This window comes from Providencia sp. 2.29 (genome assembly GCF_015832305.1).
GTDB classification, from domain to species: domain Bacteria; phylum Pseudomonadota; class Gammaproteobacteria; order Enterobacterales; family Enterobacteriaceae; genus Providencia; species Providencia stuartii.
In genome coordinates this window covers 3,838,629-3,862,439 of sequence record NZ_CP065420.1, presented here as the reverse complement: position 1 = coordinate 3,862,439, position 23,811 = coordinate 3,838,629, and the positions used below count along the sequence as shown (strand labels likewise).

The 23,811-nt window shown below is 42.7% G+C and carries 21 protein-coding genes; 9 read left to right on the top strand and 12 right to left on the bottom strand.

The features are described 5' to 3' along the window. Positions 1-390 precede the first annotated feature (390 nt). The 7 genes from hutU (at position 391) to I3B46_RS18180 (ending at position 9,689) form a co-directional block, all read left to right on the top strand. On the top strand, positions 391-2,058 hold the full coding sequence (hutU, locus tag I3B46_RS18210) for a urocanate hydratase (RefSeq protein WP_104873205.1): 1,668 nt from the start codon (positions 391-393) through the stop codon (positions 2,056-2,058). Between the two features lie 52 nt (positions 2,059-2,110). Beyond that, positions 2,111-3,295: a CaiB/BaiF CoA transferase family protein gene (locus tag I3B46_RS18205; protein WP_004925680.1), complete on the top strand. Its 1,185-nt coding sequence runs from the start codon at positions 2,111-2,113 to the stop codon at positions 3,293-3,295. Then, a complete protein-coding gene (locus I3B46_RS18200) occupies positions 3,292-4,431 on the top strand; it encodes an acyl-CoA dehydrogenase family protein (protein ID WP_104873206.1) in 1,140 nt (379 codons plus the stop codon). The genes I3B46_RS18205 and I3B46_RS18200 overlap by 4 nt, the downstream gene beginning before the upstream one ends. A 265-nt stretch (positions 4,432-4,696) precedes the next feature. Beyond that, positions 4,697-6,163: a purine-cytosine permease family protein gene (locus tag I3B46_RS18195; RefSeq protein ID WP_004925674.1), complete on the top strand. Its 1,467-nt coding sequence runs from the start codon at positions 4,697-4,699 to the stop codon at positions 6,161-6,163. Positions 6,164-6,273: 110 nt separating this feature from the next. Further along, positions 6,274-7,029, top strand: coding sequence for an electron transfer flavoprotein subunit beta/FixA family protein (locus I3B46_RS18190; RefSeq protein WP_040132462.1), 756 nt, complete (start codon positions 6,274-6,276; stop codon positions 7,027-7,029). 14 nt (positions 7,030-7,043) lie between these two features. Beyond that, the gene (locus I3B46_RS18185; RefSeq protein WP_004925668.1) at positions 7,044-7,994 is read left to right on the top strand and encodes an electron transfer flavoprotein subunit alpha/FixB family protein; all 951 of its coding nucleotides are present in this window, start codon (positions 7,044-7,046) and stop codon (positions 7,992-7,994) included. A 12-nt stretch (positions 7,995-8,006) separates the two neighbouring features. Next, positions 8,007-9,689, top strand: coding sequence for an electron transfer flavoprotein-ubiquinone oxidoreductase (locus I3B46_RS18180; RefSeq protein WP_104873207.1), 1,683 nt, complete (start codon positions 8,007-8,009; stop codon positions 9,687-9,689). Positions 9,690-9,801: 112 nt separating this feature from the next. Here I3B46_RS18180 and I3B46_RS18175 read toward each other — a convergent pair whose 3' ends face one another. Further along, positions 9,802-10,518 carry a UTRA domain-containing protein gene (locus I3B46_RS18175; protein ID WP_004925662.1) on the bottom strand — a complete coding sequence of 239 codons (717 nt, stop codon included), beginning with the start codon at positions 10,516-10,518 and terminating at the stop codon, positions 9,802-9,804. A gap of 1,178 nt (positions 10,519-11,696) precedes the next feature. On the opposite strand from I3B46_RS18175, the gene I3B46_RS18170 reads away from it, so the two are divergent. Both I3B46_RS18170 and I3B46_RS18165 read left to right on the top strand, forming a co-directional pair. Next, positions 11,697-13,100, top strand: coding sequence for a tryptophanase (locus tag I3B46_RS18170; RefSeq protein ID WP_014657544.1), 1,404 nt, complete (start codon positions 11,697-11,699; stop codon positions 13,098-13,100). Between the two features lie 64 nt (positions 13,101-13,164). Next, a complete protein-coding gene (locus I3B46_RS18165) occupies positions 13,165-14,412 on the top strand; it encodes an aromatic amino acid transporter (protein ID WP_036943041.1) in 1,248 nt (415 codons plus the stop codon). Between the two features lie 140 nt (positions 14,413-14,552). On the opposite strand, the gene fis is transcribed toward I3B46_RS18165, so the two are convergent. From fis to acuI, 11 genes are all read right to left on the bottom strand, one after another. Continuing rightward, positions 14,553-14,849 (bottom strand): DNA-binding transcriptional regulator Fis, encoded by a 297-nt coding sequence (gene fis / locus I3B46_RS18160; RefSeq protein ID WP_004258438.1) that lies wholly within the window; start codon positions 14,847-14,849, stop codon positions 14,553-14,555. A 24-nt stretch (positions 14,850-14,873) separates the two neighbouring features. Beyond that, the gene (gene dusB, locus I3B46_RS18155; protein ID WP_014657558.1) at positions 14,874-15,839 is read right to left on the bottom strand and encodes a tRNA dihydrouridine synthase DusB; all 966 of its coding nucleotides are present in this window, start codon (positions 15,837-15,839) and stop codon (positions 14,874-14,876) included. 317 nt (positions 15,840-16,156) lie between these two features. Next, the gene (gene prmA / locus I3B46_RS18150) at positions 16,157-17,041 is read right to left on the bottom strand and encodes a 50S ribosomal protein L11 methyltransferase (protein WP_004925579.1); all 885 of its coding nucleotides are present in this window, start codon (positions 17,039-17,041) and stop codon (positions 16,157-16,159) included. A 17-nt stretch (positions 17,042-17,058) separates the two neighbouring features. After that, on the bottom strand, positions 17,059-18,522 hold the full coding sequence (gene panF, locus I3B46_RS18145; protein ID WP_004925575.1) for a sodium/pantothenate symporter: 1,464 nt from the start codon (positions 18,520-18,522) through the stop codon (positions 17,059-17,061). Further along, on the bottom strand, positions 18,512-18,754 hold the full coding sequence (locus I3B46_RS18140; RefSeq protein WP_004925572.1) for a YhdT family protein: 243 nt from the start codon (positions 18,752-18,754) through the stop codon (positions 18,512-18,514). The genes panF and I3B46_RS18140 overlap by 11 nt, the downstream gene beginning before the upstream one ends. 141 nt (positions 18,755-18,895) lie before the next feature. Then, positions 18,896-19,198 (bottom strand): DUF202 domain-containing protein, encoded by a 303-nt coding sequence (locus I3B46_RS18135; protein WP_004925569.1) that lies wholly within the window; start codon positions 19,196-19,198, stop codon positions 18,896-18,898. Between the two features lie 8 nt (positions 19,199-19,206). Continuing rightward, the gene (locus I3B46_RS18130) at positions 19,207-19,563 is read right to left on the bottom strand and encodes a YidH family protein (protein WP_004925566.1); all 357 of its coding nucleotides are present in this window, start codon (positions 19,561-19,563) and stop codon (positions 19,207-19,209) included. 139 nt (positions 19,564-19,702) lie between these two features. After that, positions 19,703-21,049 (bottom strand): acetyl-CoA carboxylase biotin carboxylase subunit, encoded by a 1,347-nt coding sequence (accC, locus tag I3B46_RS18125; protein ID WP_004925561.1) that lies wholly within the window; start codon positions 21,047-21,049, stop codon positions 19,703-19,705. A gap of 12 nt (positions 21,050-21,061) precedes the next feature. Beyond that, positions 21,062-21,538: an acetyl-CoA carboxylase biotin carboxyl carrier protein gene (gene accB, locus I3B46_RS18120; protein WP_004925558.1), complete on the bottom strand. Its 477-nt coding sequence runs from the start codon at positions 21,536-21,538 to the stop codon at positions 21,062-21,064. A 39-nt stretch (positions 21,539-21,577) separates the two neighbouring features. After that, positions 21,578-22,021 carry a type II 3-dehydroquinate dehydratase gene (gene aroQ, locus I3B46_RS18115; protein WP_004925554.1) on the bottom strand — a complete coding sequence of 148 codons (444 nt, stop codon included), beginning with the start codon at positions 22,019-22,021 and terminating at the stop codon, positions 21,578-21,580. A 231-nt stretch (positions 22,022-22,252) separates the two neighbouring features. Continuing rightward, a complete protein-coding gene (gene acuI / locus I3B46_RS18110) occupies positions 22,253-23,236 on the bottom strand; it encodes an acrylyl-CoA reductase (NADPH) (protein WP_036943050.1) in 984 nt (327 codons plus the stop codon). Positions 23,237-23,811: the final 575 nt, after the last annotated feature.

Genomic DNA, 23,811 nt, shown 5'->3' with positions numbered 1-23,811 from the left:
TAGTTTATGTGAAGCGTCTCGCATTTCAGCTATTTACTTGTTTCTGCATATTAAATTAGTTGTCTATACATCTTCCTTCGAATAAACAGCAAGCTATCACTCATTGTATAGCTCATCGCCTCCCTAGCTATCTAATCTTTGTGCAAAAATTCAAATTTAAATGTATATACTTTGTGAATTAAATGTATATATATTTAAAGGTAACAAGATAAATGATTTGATAAAAATGATAGAAAATTAGTGCTGAGATAACTTCAACTGATTGAATATCAATAAGTTGAAGGAGGTTTGAAATCAATAAATCTATCAGTGAAAAAATAATGACTAATGAGAAATATCATTGATTGTTACAAAAAAGTTACATAAAAAGGATAAATAGGGGATACACCGATGCTAAACCGTACTGACTCTACACGCGTTATCCGCTCCCCACGTGGCAGCGAAAAAACTTGCAAAAGCTGGCTGACAGAAGCCGTGTATCGCATGATCCAAAATAACTTAGATCCGGATGTTGCTGAGCATCCGCAAAGTCTAGTGGTGTATGGCGGAATTGGACGTGCTGCTCGTGATTGGGAATGTTATGACAAGATTTTAGAAGTATTGAAAACGCTTGAAGATGATCAAACGTTATTAGTGCAATCAGGCAAGCCTGTTGGTGTTTTCCCGACTCACCCTGATGCCCCCCGCGTATTAATTGCTAACTCAAATATCGTCCCTCATTGGGCGAATTGGGAACATTTCAATGAGCTAGATAAAAAAGGCCTAATGATGTATGGCCAAATGACGGCTGGCTCTTGGATCTATATTGGTTCACAAGGCATCGTACAAGGGACCTATGAGACTTTTGTATCTTTAGCTAAGCAACATTTTAATGGTGATCCAGCCGGACGTTGGATCCTAACGGGAGGTCTCGGTGGAATGGGGGGCGCACAACCTCTTGCTGCGACCATGGCCGGCTTCAGTATGATTGCTGTTGAATGTGATGAAAGCCGCATTGATTTTCGTTTAAGAACACGTTATGTCGATAAAAAGGCCACTTCATTAGATGAAGCGCTGCACTATATTGAGGAAGCGAAACAGAGCGGTAAGCCAGTTTCAGTTGGCTTATTAGGTAATGCTGCCGATGTTTACAGCGAATTGGTAAAACGTAACATTACCCCAGACTCAGTAACCGATCAAACGAGCGCACACGACCCCGTTCATGGCTACTTACCTCAAGGTTGGACATTGGCGCAATGGCGTGAAAAACAACAGACTGCTGTCGATGAAGTGACTAAAGCTGCGAAGAAGAGTATGGCAGTACAGGTTGACGCTATGCTGACTATGCAAAAACGTGGCTCAGCAGCCTTTGACTATGGTAATAACATTCGTCAAATGGCGAAAGATGAAGGTGTGAGTAATGCCTTTAATTTCCCTGGCTTCGTTCCTGCCTATATTCGCCCTCTATTTTGTGAAGGAATTGGCCCATTCCGTTGGGTGGCATTATCGGGTGATCCAGAGGATATCTATAAAACAGATCAAAAAGTAAAAGAGCTGATCCCAGACGATAAACACTTGCATAACTGGCTGGATATGGCCCGTGAACGCATCGCATTCCAAGGGCTGCCTGCTCGTATTTGTTGGGTTGGCTTAAAAGATCGTGAAAGATTGGGTCGAGCATTTAATGAAATGGTGAAAAATGGCGAGTTAAAAGGGCCTATTGTGATCGGTCGTGATCACTTAGATTCAGGCTCTGTAGCAAGCCCACATCGTGAAACCGAGTCGATGAAAGATGGCTCTGATGCAGTCTCTGATTGGCCTTTACTCAATGCGCTATTGAACACCGCGGGAGGAGCGACATGGGTGAGTTTACATCACGGTGGTGGTGTCGGAATGGGCTTTTCACAACACGCGGGTGTCGTGATTGTCTGTGATGGCACTGATGCCGCGGATAAACGTCTAGCACGAGTTTTACATAATGACCCAGCAACAGGGGTGATGCGCCATGCTGATGCGGGTTATGACATCGCAATACATTGTGCAAAACAGCAAGGTCTGAATTTGCCGATGGTCAAGTAGCACCTTTGGCCTGCCTCAGATTAGGGGCGGCCTTATTTAGAAGGGGATCAGTATGAATACGATGTCAAAGCCAAAAAGAGTAGGGCCACTATCAGGGATCAAAGTTATTGATCTAAGTCGCGTACTTGCCGGTCCTTATTGCACAGGCATGATGGCCGATTTAGGGGCTGAGGTGATCAAAATTGAGGTGCCTGATCATGGTGATGATAGCCGCCATTTGGGGCCATTTATTGATGGTGAGAGCGTTTATTACGGGCTGATTAATCGAGGCAAACGCAGTATTGAGTTAGATCTAAAATCAGAGACTGACCGCGAAATCCTTTATCAGTTAGTCAAAGAGAGTGATGTCGTCGTTGAGAATTTTCGACCGGGGGTAACCGCGAGGTTAGGCATTGATTTTGACAGCCTAAAACAGCACAACCCAAAATTGATTTACGCCAGTATTTCCGGATTTGGTCAAGATAGCCCACTGGCTAATTACCCCGCTTATGACATTGTGGCACAAGCGATGTCAGGGTTAATGAGTGTGACAGGCTTTCCACAAACAGGTCCAACCCGTAGTGGAGAATCGATAGGTGATGTTTGCGCTGGCATATTCGCTGCTTGGGCGATCAGTAGTGCACTATTTGCACGGGAAGCTCACCAAGAAAAAGCACAATATATTGATGTTGCTATGGTTGATGTGCTGCTAAGTATGCAACTAACAGGGTTATCTAACCTATTTGCAAATGGTACAGCGCCCAGCTTAGTGGGTAATCGACACCCTGTATCCACACCGTTTGATACTTATCAGGCACAGGATGGTTTAGTGGTTATTGCTATCGCCAGTGAAAAGTTATTTCAGCGTTTTTGTGAGTGTATGGGGAAACCTGAATTACGCAATGACCCTCGTTATAAAGACGATCCTACAAGAACGCTTTATCAGGCTGAACTTCGAAAAGAAATCGAACGTTGGACATCACAAAAAACGGTCGAAGAAGTTTGTGATTTGCTGCTAAACGCTGGGGTTCCTGCTTCGCCAATCCATGATTTGCAGCAGGCAACTCAGAGCGAACATGCAAAGGTACGTGCTGTTCTTACTCATCTTGATGATGGGGGAACACCATTAGTGTCTCAACCTGTTTTCTTTAATGGGTACAAACCTCATGTGACGCAAAGGGCACCTAGCTTAGGTGAAGCGAATGCTGTTTATAAATCGGCAAATCTCACAATAAAAAATGCGGAGACAATACAATGAGCTTTCAAATTGATGAAACAGAACAAGCAATTGTAGATGCTGTTGAAAAGGTTTGCCGGGATATTCTGCAAGCAAATGCGCAGCGTTACGATGAAACAGAAACCTTTTGTGCAGAAAGCCTAGCAGCACTGGGTGAAATGGGCTGTTGGGGGATCAACTTACCGGAACAATACGGCGGTTTTGGCATTGGCAGTATAGCAATGAGTATGATCGTGGAAGCAGTGGCAGCGGCTTGTGCATCAACATCATCGGCTTTAACGGCACACTTTCTCGCAACAGACTCAATTTTGATTGGGGGAACGGAGGAGCAAAAACAGTATTGGTTACCGAAAGCGGCAAGCGGTGAAATGCTAGGGGCGTTTGGCCTAACAGAGCCAGCGGCGGGATCAAACCCTGCTGACATGCGTACTATCGCGACCCGTGAAAATGGTGGTTGGCGAATTCGTGGCAATAAACACTACATTACCAATGCCAAAGAAGCTGATTTTATCGTGTTATACGCCAAAACGAATCCAGAAGCCGGCGCTCGTGGCATTAGTGCATTTATGATCCCAAAGGGCACTGAAGGCGTCGAGTTTTCTTCACCTGAGAAAACGATGGGGCTACGTGGGAGTACAATCTATGAACTAGCTCTGAATTGTTGGCTGCCTGAGTCGGCGCTATTAGGTGAAGAAAATAAAGGTTTCCATACCGCAATGGAAGTGTTGGATAAAGGTCGCGTGGAAGTTGCGGCGACTTCATTAGGTATTGCTCGTGCTGCCATGGAATGTGCCTTAAATTGGGTGAAAGAGCGCCAAATCGGTAAAAAGCCATTAGCGGCTTACCAAGGAACACAATGGCGACTTGCAGATATGCATACTCAATTAGAAGCCGCGCGTATGTTGACATGGCGTGCTGCGGAGTGTCGAGATTCAGGCGAACGTTTTAGCTTGCAATCGGCAACAGCAAAATTATTTGCCGCGGAGTGTGCTGGTTTTGTTACCGATGCAGCATTACAGCTTCATGGTGGTTATGGCTATATTCGGGATCTACCTTTAGAACGCTATGTACGTGATGCAAGAATTTTACGTATTTTTGAAGGTACTTCAGAAATCCAAAAAATCATTATCTCACGTGCGATTTTAGATGCTGTTTAATGTGAGATAGGGAAATGCGAGTGGGCAGACAGGGTCCACTCGTAATGAGTAAAAACTGCAATAGGATGAACGACCTGATAACAGGATCATGGAATTAAAAACACAACAACAACCGGGTTTAAGAATGTATTTCAATTTTTAATGGCGGGTAGTTTATAAAACAACAATAACATCCGTCTTAACGTCTCATGGCTGTATCCTACGACAACCATTGCGACAAATTGGTCCATTCTTTAAGCCAAGCCTTGCTTAAAGAGGAGTTACCATGACAGTTTCAAACGACATAATCGCAGATAAAAAACATCGGCAGGATAATGTTCCTTTAATCGAAGCACGCTCTATTGACTATATCCCTGAATCAGAACGGCATGGCACATTATCAAGTCAATTTACTCTCTGGTTTGGGGCAAACTTACAGATTACCGCTATCGTGACTGGGGCACTCGCTGTCGTGTTAGGTGGCGATGTATTTTGGTCATTAATTGGTTTGTTTATCGGGCAACTACTTGGTGGTGCAGTGATGGCACTGCATGCTGTTCAAGGGCCAAAGTTAGGGTTACCACAGATGATCTCAAGCCGTGTTCAGTTTGGTGTCTATGGCGCGGTGATCCCGATCCTTCTTGTGTGCATGATGTATGTTGGCTTTTCAGCGAGTGGCACAGTATTAGCGGGTCAGGCCGTTGGGCAATTGCTCAATGTTAGTGATTGGGTCGGTATCTTGATCTTCGGTGCTGTGATCATCGCGATTACGATCTGTGGCTATCGTATCATCCATATGCTAGGTAAAGCGGCCAGTGTGATCGGTGTAGTTGCATTCTTTTATCTATTTTTCCGCTTGTTTTATATGAATGACGTTTCGGTTTTATTAGAAAACCGTCATTTCACGTGGACCAATTTCTTACTTGCAATGTCACTCTCAGCATCATGGCAAATTGCATTTGGCCCTTATGTTGCCGATTACTCTCGTTATCTACCTACCAAAACGCCGACAATCAAAGCGTTCTTAGCGGTAGGTTCGGGAACGGTGATTGGCACTCAAGCATCTATGATCCTAGGCGTCTTCGCTGCTGCTTTAGCCGGTAACGCATTCGCAGGTCATGAAGTGGCTTATATTGTTGGTCTGGGTAGCACAGGGCTTATTGCCGCGCTGCTCTATATCAGCATTTTCTTTGGTAAGGTGACGATCACTGCACTAAACGCGTACGGTAGCTTTATGTCGATGGCAGCCATCTTCTGTGGTTTCCGTGGCAAGCAGCAAATTTCTCGCAGGCAAAGGCTGTTTTTCATCATATTGATGGTCAGCTTCTCAACGGCTCTGGGCTTAGCTGGGCAACATTCATTCCTAAAACTATTTTCAGCTTTCCTACTGTTCTTACTGGCATTTTTTACCCCATGGAGCGCAATCAACCTTGTTGACTACTACTGGGTAACGAAAGGTCGTTATGACGTGCCTCAGCTATCGAACCCGAATGGTCGTTATGGGCGCTGGAATAAAGTTGGCATCATCACTTATGTGATTGGCGTTATGATTCAATTGCCTTTCATTGCGACAGGTTTTTACACCGGACCATTAGTAGAGAAGCTGGGAGGCGTTGATATCTCATGGATTGTGGGCCTCGTTGCCACCAGTATTATCTACTATGCTGCGATTAAAATATGGCCAATGTCCGTTGCAGATAGGCTAATACTGCCGTCGTCAAATGAAATACTGGACAGCAAATCAGCTAATTAACAAATCACGTTAAAACAAAAATAAGAGGGGATGATAGCAGTGAATATTCACTGCTAAGGCTCCCCTCAGCCTGAAAAACACTTTCTGGCAGAGAGTAATTAGGAGTAATTATGAAAATTTTAGTGGCTGTTAAAAGAGTTATTGACCACAACGTCAAAGTACGAGTAAAAGCGGATGGTTCAGGCGTCGAATTAACGAATGTCAAAATGGCAATCAACCCGTTTGATGAAATTGCCGTTGAAGAAGCGGTGCGCCTAAAAGAAGCTGGAAAAGCGGATGAAGTGGTTGTTGTATCAATCGGTGATGCTCACTCACAGGAAACGCTGCGTAGCGCGATGGCGATGGGTGCCGACAGAGCCATTTTGGTTCAGAAGCCGAGTGATTTAGTGTTAGAGCCACTGGATATTGCTCGCTTATTGCAGCAGGTGGTGGTTTCAGAGCAGCCGGACTTAATTTTGCTTGGTAAACAGGCTATTGATAATGACTGCAACCAAACAGGGCAAATGTTGGCTGCACTTCTTAAGTGTGGGCAAGCGACGTTTGCTTCCTTGATTGAAATTGATGGTACATCACTGCAAGTCACTCGTGAAATTGATGGTGGATTAGAAACATTAACATTAGCGTTACCAGCGGTAGTGACAACCGATTTACGTTTAAATGAACCTCGCTATGCAACCCTCCCTAATATCATGAAAGCAAAGAAAAAACCGCTTGAAGTTCGCGATATTTCAGAGCTGGATTTTACGCCATTAGGGCAAGTAAAAACATTGATGGTTACGGAGCCGAAAAAACGTACAGGACAATGCACATTATTTAATGATGTCAAAGCATTAGTCAGTGAACTGCAAGCTAAAGAAGTTATCTAATCGGGGAGAGCGCCATGAGCCAATTATCAGTATTAGTTGTGGTAGAACATGACAACCAAACTATTAAATCGTCAACATACCATAGCGTGACAGCGGCTAAACAGATCCTTGCAGGGCAAGGGCAATTGCATCTACTCGTTGCTGGTAGCCAATGCGCTAGGGTTGCAGAGCAGGCGGCTAGCATTGCAGGGGTCGAAAAAGTGATCCTTATCGACCATGTAGAGCTTACTCATCAACTCGCAGAAACTGTGACTGACTCAGTGGTTTCGATAGCTAAACATTACAGTCATTTAGTTTTTCCCGCGACCACTTACGGTAAAAATGTTGCTCCACGTGTAGCGGCAACGCTAGGTGTTGCACAGATTTCCGATATTACTGACGTTATTGATGCACAAACCTTTGTGCGTCCTATTTATGCGGGCAACGCATTAGCCACAGTACAAAATAATGGGAACCAAGTGGTGTTAACAATTCGTAGCTCTGCTTTTTCTGCTACGACGGAAACTCAGCCGGCGGCTGCCATCGAAGATTATTGTGCAAACAGTTTTAACCCATTATCTCAACTGAAAAGCCAATCTTTAACCCAAATGAGCCGTGCTGAGCTTAGTTCGGCAAAAGTGGTGATATCGGGGGGAAGAGGGCTAAGTTCTGGTGAAAACTTTGCTTTGCTTGAAACCATTGCCGACAAATTAGGGGCTGCGGTTGGGGCATCAAGGGCTGCTGTTGATGCAGGTTATGTGCCGAATGATTATCAGGTTGGACAAACAGGTAAGATTGTTGCCCCCGATCTCTATATTGCCGTTGGAATTTCTGGGGCGATCCAACATATTGCTGGCATGAAAGAGAGCAAGGTGATCGTCGCAATCAATCAAGATCCAGAAGCTCCTATTTTCCAAGTTGCGGACTACGGCATTGTTGGTGATCTGTTTGAGATCTTACCTGAATTAGATAAAGCATTAGCCTAATTAGGGGGAAATATGACTATCGACAATAGTGTCAATATCAATGAGGCTCCAGAGCGCGAATCGATGGAATTTGATGTCCTGATTGTCGGTGGTGGACCTGCGGGACTATCTGCGGCAATCCGCTTAAAGCAACTTGCCTTAGAAAAAAACAGTGAATTATCTGTCTGTCTGATCGATAAAGGTGCTGAAATTGGAGCGCATATTCTATCGGGTGCCGTGATCGACCCCCGTGCCCTTGATGAGCTACTACCCGACTGGCAGCACTTTGTCTCCAGTGACTTAACGGCAGTCACTGAAGATCGCTTTTTGCTCCTAAAAGAGCATAAAGCGAACCGGTTACCACTTGCTCTGTTACCAACCAGTTTAAAAAATGAAGGAAATGTAATTGGTAGTCTAGGGCGGGTATGTTCCGCCTTAGCATCACAAGCCGAACAGCTCGGGGTCGACGTATTTGCGGGCTTTGCGGCAACAGAAGTTATATACAGCGAGTCAGGCTCAGTGATAGGGGTGACGACGGGGGATATGGGGCTTGATAAATCAGGTAATCCAACCTCAATGTATCAACCGGGCATGAATTTATTAGCAAAAATGACGTTTTTTGCAGAAGGGTGCCGTGGGCAATTAGGGAAGCAACTTATTGAACATTTTGACTTATCAGCTGGCCGTGGAAAGCAAACCTATGGTCTTGGATTAAAGGAAATTTGGCAAATACCTAAAGAGCAGCATCAAGCCGGTTTGGTTGTTCATTCAATTGGTTGGCCTTTAGATAATAATACTTATGGTGGCGGCTTCGCTTATCATTATGGTGAAAATCTGGTTGCTGTTGGTTTAGTGGTAGGGCTGAACTACGAAAATCCTTATTTATCACCGTTTGATGAATTCCAACGTCTCAAAACTCACCCAGCGTTTAGCGCTTTTTTACAAGGTGGCGAACGAGTGAGTTATGGGGCTAGAACCTTGGTTGCTGGAGGACTTTCCGCATTACCAGAACTGAGCTTTCCTGGAGGAGCATTGATTGGTGATGATGCAGGCTTTTTGAATGCGGCTCGGATCAAAGGTAGTCACTGTGCAGTGAAAAGCGGTGCACTTGCGGCAGAAGCCCTGTTCGAATCAATGCGCGATCAATCTATCGATTATGCGGAATTTAAAACACAATATCGTCAAAAATTTGCACAGAGTTGGCTCTATCGTGAGTTATACCAAACTCGTAATTTCAAACCCTATATGAAAAAAGGTTTGTACTTAGGGTCGTTATTATTTGGTGCAGAACAGCTGCTTTTAAAGGGGCGTACACCGTGGACGTTAAAGCTAAAGCAAGCAGACCATGAAAGTTTGCAAGAGGCTAAAAACTTTCAACCGATTGAATACTCCAAGCCGGATGGCATTTTGACTTTTGATAAGCCTTCGTCGGTATTTCTATCAAACACTAATCATGAAGAAGAACAGCCGTGCCACTTAAAATTACAGGATAGTCAAATACCTATTAGCGTTAATTTATCTCGATATGCGGCACCAGAGACCCGTTATTGCCCCGCGGGGGTCTATGAAATAGTGAGTGAAAAAGAACAACCAAAGTTACAAATCAATGCGCAAAACTGTTTGCATTGTAAGGCGTGCGATATCAAAGACCCAACACAAAATATCTGTTGGACAGCACCACAAGGGGGAGAAGGGCCAATTTATCAAGGGATGTAACTGGTTTTGTTGTGATGTATTCCCGCCAATAGAAGCGCGGGTGTGGTTGTGCTTTATTTTATCAGTCGCTTTGGGGCATTTTGTGAATTTGCCCCATTTTTTTGTTTATGTGTTATGGGGTATCAATGCGTGAATGTAACTTTAATTTGTAACGAGAGCCTGCTGTTATCATATTGACATAACTAATTAAAATAGAGCCTGTCCAGGTACGGCGGCTAAGTTGTAAGCAGGGGGAACCTTCTTTAATAGAGAGGGATTGGGCAATGGCCTTAGTCGCTAAAGCGGCTTCGATGGTATGCTCCATTTCACTAACGGGAAAATGCCGCTGCAAGTATCCACTTGGTGTTTCTGTATCGCCAAAGTGTTGTTTGACGAAATCAGGAACGATAGCGTGATTGACATAACGCTCCTCAAGCATCAAAGGAATGTCATTTTCAAAATGGAGTACCTTGCAATAGCCGATATCACTTCCTTCCATCACTCCAAGTTGTAACGCAATTTCAGGCGAAGCAGTAATAATTTTAAGTTGTAATTGATGACCGCTATATTTATTACCGCTTAATGATATTTCATCAAAAATATCAAAAGCTTTGGTTACAGGCAGCTCATGCTTTTGGGTCGCAACAAAGGTGCCTTTCCCAGCAATACGATTCAGAATACCTTTTTGGCTTAGCTCAGAAATGGCTTTATTCACCGTCATGCGGCTGACATTAAATTGGGCGCAAAGCTCTAGCTCTGTGGGTATTTGAGTTTCAGGTTTGAAGATACCTAAATCAATACTACGCAGAATATAAGATTGAATTTGCTTGTATGCTGGTTGTGAAGTCATCGTGATTATTTTATTAATAATAAGGTGTTAGAAGAATCCGTTAATCTTCAGTTGTTACCATACCTAATCGGCGGTTTGCCCAAGTTTACCAGCAAACCTGCATCATTGTGACAAAAAAGTGTATTAAAGTACCGTAATGCTATTCAAAATAAGAAACACTGTAATTACCTGAATTTTATTAGTAAAGTCTAATTTTTATTAGGTGCATAACACGCCCTGACTATAATAGTGAAATATTAATAAATAAGATAGGCTCTACGTATGGGGGGCAGTACTTTTATGCCACTTTATCCGAGTATGATTATCGGTATGTTAGCCCAAAAGTAGGGTTCGATTGATAGCATCTGATTTAGTATTCTTTTTTACTCTTGAAAGTTATTAAAAATAGCAATATTTTTTGAAAAAATTTTAAAAGTGGCAATAAATTGGTGAGTTGTACGGAAAGCAAATCGATCGAATTGATTGGTTGAGTTGGCTATTCCATCAACCAAAAGGCCGTTTAAAGCTTATGGCGTGAGTAATGCAGGGAACAAACACACTATTTTTCAGACTCAATAATAGGTGAACTTGGTGTTTTATTAAGGGGGAAGTTTGCCAAAACATAAAAAATAATGAATAACGTATCCCAAACTTTATTAAGTGACATAAGGTATTTTTATTGATTTCATTTGACTTAAATCTATTTTAACTTAAGTAAGATGTTACTTTAATTTAATAAAATAAACTTAAATCTTAACAAGCTATAATAAAATTTCCTTGTTAATGTTTTTATTAAATTGTTATAAAATTCAGTGTGTTGCTTTTATTTTTACGGGTTTTGGATTTCAATAAATAATGTGATGAGCGTCATGTTGTTGTCGATAAATTATTCAATATTGTGATGCGTGTATAATATAATGACAACAGAGATTAAAATAACCAAATAGTTGTTATATATCTAAGCTCGACGGTAGTACTAATCCCTTAATTGAGGAGGCATAGTATGTTATCATTACATAAGCTAGTAATATCGAGGAGTTTCTTCTATATGAAGAAATGGTTCAATATTGATATTCCTTTAGCCTTCTTTTTTCCTCATCGATAATTCCAACGTTTTCTCTTAATTAATCGTTATCTTATTACTCATAATAAGTACGAATTTCTGTTTTTATTATTTAATGAAAATTAAAGGTATTATCATGGCTAAAAGAATCGTAGAACCGTTCCGTATTAAAATGGTAGAAAATATTCGTATTCCATCTAGGGAAGAGCGAGAAGCTGCATTAAAAGAAGCTGGCTACAATCCATTCTTATTACCGAGTAGTGCTGTATATATTGATTTATTAACCGATTCCGGTACTAACGCAATGAGTGATCAGCAGTGGGCCGCGATGATCACAGGGGATGAAGCGTATGCAGGGTCTCGTAACTATTATGATTTAAAAAATAAAGTTAAAGAGATGTTTGGCTACGATTACACTATTCCTGCTCACCAAGGGCGTGGTGCAGAAAATATGTTGTTCCCCGTATTATTGAAAGCTAAACAACAGGAGGGAGGGGCTAAGAATCCAGTCTTTATTTCTAATTTCCATTTTGATACAACAGCCGCACATGTTGAATTAAATGGGTGTAAAGCGATTAATATTGTCACCGAAAAGGCTTACGATTCGGAAACATATGATGACTGGAAAGGTAATTTTGATATTCAGAAGTTAAAAGATAATATTGCTAAATATGGGGCTGAAAACGTTGTCGCGATTGTTTCTACCGTCACTTGTAATAGTGCTGGTGGTCAGCCCGTTTCTATGGCGAATTTAAAAGAAGTCTATGAAATCGCTAAGCAGCATAATATCTTTGTTGTCATGGATTCCGCTCGTTTTTGTGAAAATGCCTATTTTATTAAAGAGCGTGATCCAAAATATAAAGATGCCACAATCAAAGAAGTTATTTTTGACATGTACAAATATGCCGATGCATTAACCATGTCTGCGAAGAAAGACCCGCTATTAAATATTGGTGGCTTAGTTGCTATTAAAGATGATGAAAATATTTTCACCTTAGCAAGGCAACGCTGTGTTCCAATGGAGGGGTTTGTCACTTATGGCGGTTTAGCCGGACGCGATATAGCGGCGATGGTACAAGGGCTTGAAGAAGGAACTAGGGAGGATTATCTACATTATCGTATTGGTCAAGTGAGATACTTAGGTGATCGCTTACGTGAAGGGGGGATCCCTATTCAGTACCCTACAGGGGGACATGCGGTATTTGTTGATTGTAAAAAGTTAGTTCCACAAATACCGAGCGAGCAATTTCCAGCCCAAGCAGTGATTAATGCACTTTATCTTGAGTCCGGTGTTCGTGCTGTTGAAATTGGTTCATTTTTACTTGGTCGTGACCCTGAAACAGGGAAACAGAAACATGCTGATATGGAGTTCATGCGACTCACTATAGCAAGGCGTGTTTATACCAACGACCATATGGACTATATCGCAGATGCCTTGATTGGCCTTAAAGATAGATTTGCAACGTTAAAAGGGCTGGATTTTGAATATGAGCCACCCGTATTAAGGCATTTTACCGCTAGATTAAAACCTATTAAATAATAGTCAATACTTCAGGTTCCCGTGCAATGCGGGAACTTTACCCTTATTTTTAAGGTGAATAACCATGAATAATTCGTCAGAGAAGAAGGAACCCTCCATATTGGTAGGGGGCTTTGTGCTCGGTGGCGCTATGATAGGGGCGGGCATGTTTAGCTTACCCACAATTATGGCAGGAGCATGGTTTATAAATTCAGTCATTGTTCTATTCGTTGTTTGTTTTTTTATGTTTCATTCAGGGATATATATTCTCGAATGTATTTCTAAATATGGAGCAGGAACAAATTACTTTTTTATATCAAAAGAACTATTACCTAAATGGGCCTGTTATATTGCAAATGCAGCATTGATTTTTGTTCTCTATATTTTAATCTATGCGTATATATCTGCTGCTGGATCTGTAATTAAAGAATCAGCCTCCATTTATGGCTTCGATATTAATTTAAGAATTATATTTATTATTTTTACGTTAATATTAGGTGCAACTATTTGGTGGAGTGGTATTGGAGCTAGCCGTTTAACATCAATATTCTTATTGATAAAAATAGTATTATTTGTCTTAGCTTTCTCAGGTCTTTTCTTTGTAGTAAAAACGGATTTACTTTTAAAACTTCCAACAGGAGATACACAAACCTCTCTTTTACCGTTTGTCTTTATTATCATTCCTTATGCAATCACTTCTTTTGGCTACCATGGTAATGTGTGTAGTTTATATAAGCTGTACCATGAAAATGAAAGAAAAGTGGTAAAAAGCTGTGTCATCGGTTGTATTCTTGCCCTTGTTCTCTATTTCCTATGGGTATTAGGAACGATGGGAAATTTACCTAGAACAGAGTTTTTAACCATCATCAATAAAGGTGGCAATCTTGATGCTTTTATTGAGTCACTTTACGCAGTTCTGAATAGCAAGCATATTGCGACATTTTTATTGTGGTTTTCAATCAGCGCCGTATTTTGCTCATTCTTAGGGGTAGCAATCGGTTTATTTGACTACATCTTAGCATCGTTGAATTTCCAAGATAACAGCTCCGGACGTATGAAATCTGCACTACTTTGCTTCTTACCTCCATTAATACTCTGCATGTTATTCCCTAATGGGTTTTTAGTTGCAATTGCCTATGCCGGTATGGCGGCCTGTATTTGGGCGATTATTTGTCCTGCGGTGATGGCACTTAAAGCTAGAGAGCGTTTTCCTGAATCAACGTTTAAAGTATGGGGAGGGAAGGGGTTAATATATGCGGTCATTGTGTTTGGGGTTGTAGGGATTATTTGCCAGCTACTTGCTCAGTTTAATTTGCTACCAATATATCGTTAATTGTTTAATCTCCTTTTATGCTAACTGTCAAAGGCACAGCAATTTTGCTGTGCCTTTTTACTATGGCTTTAACCATAATAAAAAAGCACTTCCTGAGAACCAGAAAGTGCTTCTAAAAACACTGCATTAACCGACTAGGATTAGTTCATGCCGTATTTTTTCAGCTTCTTACGCAGAGTACCGCGGTTGATACCCATCATCAGGGCTGCACGGGTCTGGTTTCCACGGGTATATTGCATAACCATGTCCAACAAAGGCTGCTCTACCTCAGCCAATACCAGCTCATATAAATCATTAACATCTTGATTGTTTAATTGAGCAAAATAGTTCTTCAGTGCTTGCTTAACTGAATCACGCAATGGTTTTTGAGTTACTTGATCTTGTGAATTTACAGTAGCAACGGTTAGTACGTCAGAATTTACGCGTTGTTCGAACATAGTTCTGTCAGCTCTTATCTTTATTTACGCAAAATATTCAAAAAATGCTTCCAACACCTCCAGCTGTTCGCTGGCGTCCTCAATGGCGTTGAATGAGCGCCGGAACTGGTCATCAGGTGCATGCTCTTTTAAATACCAAGAGACATGTTTGCGCGCTATACGGGCTCCTTTGCCTTGACCATAAAAGTCGTGCAACTCCTGTACGTGCGCAATCATAATGCGCTTCACCTCTGCCATAGGCATGGGGGGCAACATTTCACCTGTGTCCAGATAATGCTGGATTTCCCGAAAGATCCAGGGTCTTCCCTGAGCTGCTCGTCCTACCATTAGGGCATCAGCCCCCGTGTAATCTAAGACAGCTCTGGCTTTAAGCGGGTCAGTAATGTCACCATTGGCGATAACCGGTATGGCAACAGTCTGCTTAACTGCCCGTATGTTGTCGTACTCAGCTTCACCATTAAACAAACAGGCACGGGTCCTGCCGTGAATGGTCAGCGCTTGAATACCACAATCTTCGGCCAATTTGGCAATTTCTATGCAGTTTCGTTCTTCAGGTGACCAACCTGTGCGGATCTTCAGTGTAACAGGCACATCTACTGCTTTTACGACTGCCGACAGGATAGACTTCACCAAATCGGGATAGCGCAAGAGTGCAGAGCCTGCCAACTTACGATTCACTTTCTTAGCTGGACAGCCCATATTGATATCAATGATCTGGGCACCACTCTCAACATTAATCTGAGCCGCGGCAGCCATTTCATCGGGATCATTGCCAGCTATTTGAACGGAACGCACCCCCGGTTCATCGCGATGGATCATTCTTAGTCTCGATTTGTCAGTCTTCCAAACCTGTGGGTTAGAAGAAAGCATTTCTGATACCGTCATCCCCGCACCCATGTCATAACAGAGTGACCTAAATGGTCTATCCGTAATGCCTGCCATGGGGGCAGCAATAAGACAGTTTCTCAACTGATATTGTCCGATTCGCATAACTAAAGGGGGCCATACTGTGACTGCAAGGGCGCGTATATTACGCATTTTTTTCGAGATATGAAAGGACAAACTTTGAGCAAACCGTTATTTATCACTAACTTTTTTATCTTGATTTTTTCAAAATACAACTATTAGTCTTTTATAACAATGGGTTAGGTGTGTTTGTAAAAAAACACACGAAAACCGCTGTTAGTCCGTTCAAATCTCAAGCAGGATAGAATATCACCAGCAGTTGAACAATATTTGAGCTATAAGATAATCTATTCCTGCCCTAATTTCAAAGAAATTATTCACTGATTTTTATTATAAATTTGTCAAAAACGCTTGACACCAGTGATACGACACCATTCATCTTTTTCAGCGATAGGGTCTATCTCAAACAGTTGACGATAAGCATCGGCCACCCCTTCTGCTTGGGTAGCAAGGACACCTGAAAGCCCTAATAAACCTCCTGTACGAGGCAATACGCTTATCATAGGCGCTAACTCACGTAATGGGCCAGCTAAGATATTGGCGACCACGACATCGGCTTGTAGCTCTTTTGGCTGGTCTTTAGGCAAGTAGAGTGATAGGCGTTCTGAGACACCGTTGCGCTCCGCATTATCACGACTTGCGATAATCGCCTGTGGATCAATGTCGATCCCGATAGCTTGTGCAGCACCTAATTTTAATGCGGCGATCGCAAGAATACCGGATCCACAACCAAAATCGATGACGGTTTTACCTTCAAGATCAAGTCCATCCAGCCACTCTAGACATAACGACGTTGTTGGATGAGTACCTGTACCAAAGGCAAGGCCAGGGTCTAACATGACATTGACTGCGTTAGGATCTGGAACATCACGCCAGCTTGGGCAGATCCACAGGCGTTGCCCAAAGCGCATAGGATGAAAATTGTCCATCCACTCTCTTTCCCAGTCTTTATCTTCCAGTTGCTCGATTTTGTGAACAAAACCTTTTTCGAGCAGAGGGCTGTTTTCAAGTTGTGCCACAACCATGTTCATGTCAGTTTCAGCATCATAAAGGCCGATAACATCCGTATCGCCCCATAGTCGTGTTTCTCCCGGTAACGGTTCGAAAACAGGGGTATCATGACTATCTTGAAAGGTGACTGACACTGCGCCACTTTCAATAAGTTCATCGCCGAGAGCTTCGGCTTGTTGGCCTGTTGAGTTGAGTCTGAGTTGTATCCAAGGCATAGTTATTCTCTTTTAACTTAATTTTTTGCGGGCGTAGCCTGCTCATTGGGCGCCGATTGTACTGGATTTTTACCGAAAAGATTACCAATTATAAAAGCAATCAAGCTAAATAGTAGTGAAGGCACGATGGCGTGGAACCCCATGATTTCGATTTTAAATGATGCCAGTAGAGCATAAGAGACGCCGCCTACAATCATACCGCTAATCGCTCCCTTGCTGTTGGCTTTTTGCCAATATAGGCCTAAAACCAGTGGCCATAAAAACACTGCCTCCAGTCCACCAAAGGCCAGCAAGTTGAGCCAAATGATCATTTTGGGGGGATCCCATGCCGCGAACAGCAGCAAGATACCGAGTATTAAGGTTGAAAAACTCGAAATGCGGGAGAGCTTTTTCTCATTCTTAATTTGTTCGGGGGCGGCGCTTAAATAGATATCTTTTACAATCGTAGCTGATGACTGCAATAGCTGTGCGTTGATAGTTGACATGATTGCTGCCATTGGTGCGGCTAAGAAAATACCCGCCGCAAAAGGTGGTAGCACTTGCACCATCAATGTTGGAATAACCTGATCTGGAATAGTGAGATCAGGTAAGACGGCGCGGCCTAAGGCTCCGGCAAAGTGCATACCAAACATGAGTATTGCCATCACGATTGTGCCTATTACGATACCACGGTGAACGGCTTTACTGTCTTTGTAGGAAATACAGCGTACAGCCGTGTGTGGCAAACCAATCACCCCAAAACAGACTAAAATCCAAAAAGAGGCAAGGAAAGGGCCACTAAGAATATCATCGGCACCTTCTACGGAAACCAGTTTAGGGTCAATGGCCTGAATTTTTTCGACTGCCGCGCCAAGCCCACCTGCATGGTAAATGATCGCAACAAGCAAAATAACCGTACCTAACAACATAACGAGGCCTTGTAAGGCATCATTGAGCACACTAGCTCGAAAGCCACCGATAGCGGTATAGAGTGCGATAGAGATACCAAAAATCATTAAGCCATAGGTATAAGGGATACCCGCAGCGGTTTCGAGTAGTCGTGCACCGCCAATAAATTGCACGGTCATTGCGCCGAAAAAGGCGACGAGCAAACTGATACTTGCAAACCCAACTAAAAAGCGGCTTTGGTAACGTGCATAAAGCATATCATTGAGTGTTACTGCATTGTATCGGCGAGCTAAGATGGCAAATTTTTTCCCTAGTACACCCAGTGATAGCCAGATAGCAGGAAGCTGGATCATGGCAAGTAGTACCCAACCTAGCCCATATTTATAGGCTGCTCCTGGTCCACCGATAAATGAACTGGCGCTGACATAGGTTGCTGTGATCGTCATGGCGAGCACAAAACCCCCCATAGAGCGATTCCCTAAAAAATACTCATTGAGGAATTCTCCCTTTGTGCGTTTGCGATAAGCGTACACAGATAGCAAGAATACGAGTGCAAGATAACCAATTAGAGGTAGTAGAACTTCAGTCTGCATCCCTATCCTCCAGCGGAATATCTTTAAAAATAATTTTGACCATCATAATACACAGTAAAATGAAAATGACCGGTAGGATGAGACATGACCATTCAAACCATAAAGGTAAACCTGTCAAGCCAATCGCATTACTCGGAAGATAGGCACAAATAACCCAACCAACTAAATAGGCGAGCGTCAGATAGAGTGACCAGCGAGCTTCCCTGTTTGATTGAAGAAAACGTTTATCCATACGTATTTCCCCCTCATAGAAATAAAAATAATCAGGGATTGTACGATAAACCTAGGAATGTGTGTAAAAAAACAGACCAAGGAAAGCCAAGGTGCTTAGTTTACAACCAAAGATAATTTTGAGTATGTAGGATAGTAAGTATTATTTATCTACCAACAGGTGCACAATCAATAGGATGGACATAGTAAAAATAGCAAAAGCCGTAATATAAAGAAAAAGTGAGCTATCTATCTTAAGTCCACTATTTTGATACGCTGTTGAAATACTCCTTTTGAAGCTAATTAAGCACAGTAGGGCGATTGCAATGACAGCTCCTAATAACGCTAGCCATGACGACTGTATTAGCCCTAGTCGTAAGAACAATAACCCATTGATTGCTAACAGGAGCAAAGTACGGCTCCAGGCTTGTTGTGTTCTTTCCGGCTGTAAACCAGGATCACGCATGATAGTGCCTATAGCAGAACATAGAAGAGTGAAATGACGGCAATGACGGTAATGAATAGCGTCATCATAGTAAGAAAGGAGGTGTATTGTAACGGCTCCTCTTTGCGCATAGCGATTTCGTTTTGTCGCCAGCGATAAAGAGCCATAATGGCGGTAATCCCCCCCGCAGATGCAAGAAAAACCGCTAATAAGGTTCTTAGCCAAGGGGCGGCAGCCTCATGTAGGAGCTGTTCAATGGCAATAGCACCCGCTAATAGTGCTAACGCGGTTCTGATCCATGCTAGAAATGTTCTTTCATTCGCCAATGAGAATCGATAGTCTGGCGTTTTTCCAATGTTTTTCCACTTATTACGTTTAAAAGACATGGTTTTTTCACTATGTTGATTGTCGTGGTGGTGTTTGGGGTATGTGACTCATGATAGCTTGATTATGAGATAAAAAAATACCGGAAAGGTGACTTTCCGGTATTTGATGAATGAGAGGTGAATCTCAGTGTTTCAGTCATTACTCCTGAATACCGAGTTTTTTCTCCAAATAGTGGATGTTAGTGCCACCTTTTTGGAAGTTTTCATCATTCATGATCATTTGGTGCAGTTCAATATTGGTTTTGATGCCATCGATGATCAGCTCATTAAGCGCATTCTTCATACGCATAATGGCGATTTCACGTGTTTCACCGTAGGTGATCAATTTACCAATCATTGAGTCATAGTATGGCGGTACGCTATAGCCTGCATAAATGTGAGATTCCCAACGAACACCAAAGCCACCTGGCGAATGGAAACGGGTGATCTTACCTGGGCTAGGCATAAAGGTATTCGGATCTTCAGCATTGATACGACATTCAATCGCATGACCACGAACGATAACATCTTCCTGTTTTACTGATAATGGTAAACCAGATGCGATGCGTAACTGTTCTTTGATCAAGTCAACGCCAGTGACCATCTCTGTTACTGGATGCTCAACCTGAATACGGGTGTTCATCTCAATAAAGTAGAATTCACCATTCTCATAGAGGAATTCGAAAGTACCTGCACCACGATAGCCAATTTCTATACAAGCATTAGCACAACGCTCACCGATATTGCGGCGAACTTCAGGAGTAATACCTGGTGCTGGGGCTTCTTCAACAACTTTTTGGTGGCGACGTTGCATTGAGCAGTCACGCTCTGCCAAGTAAATGGCATTGCCTTGACCATCAGCCATAACTTGGATTTCAACATGACGAGGGTTTTCAAGGTATTTTTCCATGTAAACCATATCATTATTGAAGGCCGCTTTAGCTTCTGCACGCGTCAGATTGATGGAAGATTCCAAATCTTTTTCGTTACGCACAACACGCATACCACGACCACCGCCGCCGCCAGAGGCTTTGATGATAACAGGATAGCCGATACGTTGTGCGATAGCTTTGTTTTTATCAGTATCGCTGCCTAGTGGACCATCAGAACCTGGTACACAAGGAACACCGGCAATTTTCATCGCTTCGATAGCGGAAACTTTATCGCCCATTAGGCGGATGGTTTCAGCTTTTGGTCCGATAAAAATAAAGCCTGAACGTTCAACTTGTTCAGCAAAATCAGCATTTTCAGACAGGAAGCCATATCCTGGGTGAATAGCTTGAGCCCCTGAAATCTCTGCCGCTGAAATGATAGCGGGAATGTTCAAGTAGCTTTTTGCGGAGGCTGCTGGGCCGATACAAATAGTCTCGTCTGCCAACAGCACATGTTTTAAATCACTATCTGCCGCGGAGTGCACAGCTACGGTCTTAATGCCTAACTCTTTACAGGCACGAAGAATACGCAGTGCGATTTCGCCACGGTTAGCAATGACAATTTTTTCCAGCATGGAAACGCCTCGTTATTCGATAACCACCAACGGCTGGTCATATTCAATTGGCTCGCCGTTCTCTGCCAGGATTGCTTTCACAACACCTGCTTTTTCTGCTTCGATTTGGTTCATCATTTTCATTGCTTCGATGATGAAAAGTGGATCACCGACGTTGACAGTTTGGCCAACTTCAATAAATGGTTTTGCTTCAGGGCTTGGTGAACGGTAGAAAGTTCCCACCATAGGTGAGCGAACTTGGTGGCCCGCAACAGCAGCCGCTGCTGGAGCTGGGGCTGCCGCCGCCGCTTCTTGAGCAGGTGCAACAGCGGTAGCTAATGCTGGCTGAGCTGCTGGCGCTGAATAAAATTGTTGAGGAGCCGTCATGACCTGAGAAGTAGCTGAAACGCGACTGATGCGTACTGATTCTTCACCTTCAGAAATTTCCAGTTCAGAAATACCAGACTCTTCGACCAGTTCGATCAGCTTTTTAATTTTACGAATATCCATGGATATGATTCCGTACTCTTATATTTGGATTTAATTGATTTATGACAGACGGTTAACCGCTGCCTGTAACGCGAAACTGTAACCGTCAGCACCAAGACCACAAATCACACCGACAGCTTTATCGGAAAGATAGGAGTGATGGCGAAACGGTTCTCTGGCATGCACATTAGACAGATGGATCTCGATAAACGGGAGTGCAACTGCTAATAATGCATCACGTAGGGCAACACTTGTATGTGTGAATGCCGCCGGGTTAATCAGAATAAAATCTACGTTATCTTTTGCAGCATGAATCTTTTCAATCAACTCATGTTCTGCATTAGACTGAAAATGACTCAATTTTACACCTAGCTGTTCCGCTTCTGCGGTTAACTTGGAGACAATATCTACCAGAGTTTGATTACCATATTTCTCTGGCTCCCTTGTGCCAAGTAGGTTTAGATTCGGTCCATTGAGGAGTAAAATGTGAATATCTTCTGTCATTGTGGTGCTAACTCCGACGATATGTCAATAACCTGACAACATAACCTGATGTTGGCGGTTTGTCATCTTTTATCATAAAAATAAATGAAATCTTTATCGATAAAAAACGCTATTATAATTATTTCGTGGCATATGACAGCAAAATACTGGTCTTATCAGAGAAATTACCCGAATTTATTTTTTGAATTGTGCGGTAATCCAAATTTCTGAATATCTCCGCACAAATTCAAATTATGAACGCGAAATGTTCACCAGTGTACGCCCTGTTATCTGATTTTTTAAGATCTTTTGTGCGTACTCAATGGACTGCGTTAAGGTAATTTCTGAGGTAACCTGTGTATAAAATGACTCAGGAAGTAATTGTGTGAGGCGTTGCCAAACGGCGGAGCGCTTCGCGGCAGGGTAGTAAACAGAATCGACGCCTTGCAGGCGAATATTGCGCAAAATAAATGGCATGACAGTCGTCGGTAATGAAAATCCTCCGGCTAGGCCACAAGCCGCGACAGCACCATTATATTGTGTTTGGGCTAATATATTCGCGAGTACCTCTGCGCCTACCGTATCAACTGCACCAGCCCAATGTTGCTTATCAAGTGGTTTGGCCGGGGAGGTAAATTGGCTTCGTGGTAGCACTCTTTTTGCCCCTATTTGCTGCAAATAGTCACTGTTTTCGGCGCGTCCTGAGATGGCAACGACATCATAGCCTAACGATGATAAAAGCTGTATTGCGGTAGAGCCGACACCGCCGCTAGCGCCACTGACAATAATTTCCCCTCTCTCTGGCGTGATCCCAGCATCTTCTAATGCGTTGACACAGAGCATAGCGGTGAAGCCTGCCGTACCGATAATCATCGCTTGGCGTAGTGATAGATCTTCAGGAAGCGGTGTGAGGTAATCTGCGGGAACACGAGCTTGTGTCGCCAGTCCACCCCAGTGCGTTTCGCCTACACCCCAGCCTGTGAGTAAAACATGTTGGCCGACACTAAAGCGAGGATCTTCGCTGTGGTGTACGACACCCGAGAAATCAATGCCAGGCACCATGGGGTATTGACGTACAATCCCTGCCTTACCACTGATAGCGAGGGCATCTTTATAATTTAATGTGGACCAATAAATATCCACGATAACATCGCCAGCAGGAAGTTGTTCAGTGGGAATGGATTGGATATCGGATGTGAGTTGGTCATCGTGTTTCTGTAGGACGAGGGCTTTCATACTTCGCTCCTAATTTTGAGGGGATTTTTTAGTCAATTTAAGAATAATGAATGATATCTATCATGGCAACTTTATCGCAACCGAGTGAGTTGTGACGCTCGTATCATTACTATTGTAATTAATTTGTAAAAATGTAATTTTTTCTGGCATAAACACTGTTTTATCGTGCAAAATATCACGTTACGAAGATTTCTGTTTGTGAATAAGTACCATTACCTAGTTTCTTTAGTGAGTAATGGAACTAACATACAGAAAATGCACGTGTTTAGCTGTGAAGCTAGTCGATGTGCAACAATAAAAAAAATAACAAAATATTATTTGAACTTGTAGCTATAAAAACTTGTCAACACAGGGTGGAAGAGAAGACGGCGTATATAACAACCAAAGTGCTATTGTCTGTTGATAAATTTATGCATAAATAAGTTAAATTTACTCACCAATAAATGGCCCTTTTTAAAGGTTGTTATCTGCTTCGTTTTCTAAAGAGGCATGTACAGTCATTTGTGCTGTAACAACAGATGGATTAACCATATTTTTCGAAGCGGCTCATTAACGCCTTGAGACAGCTTCAAGTG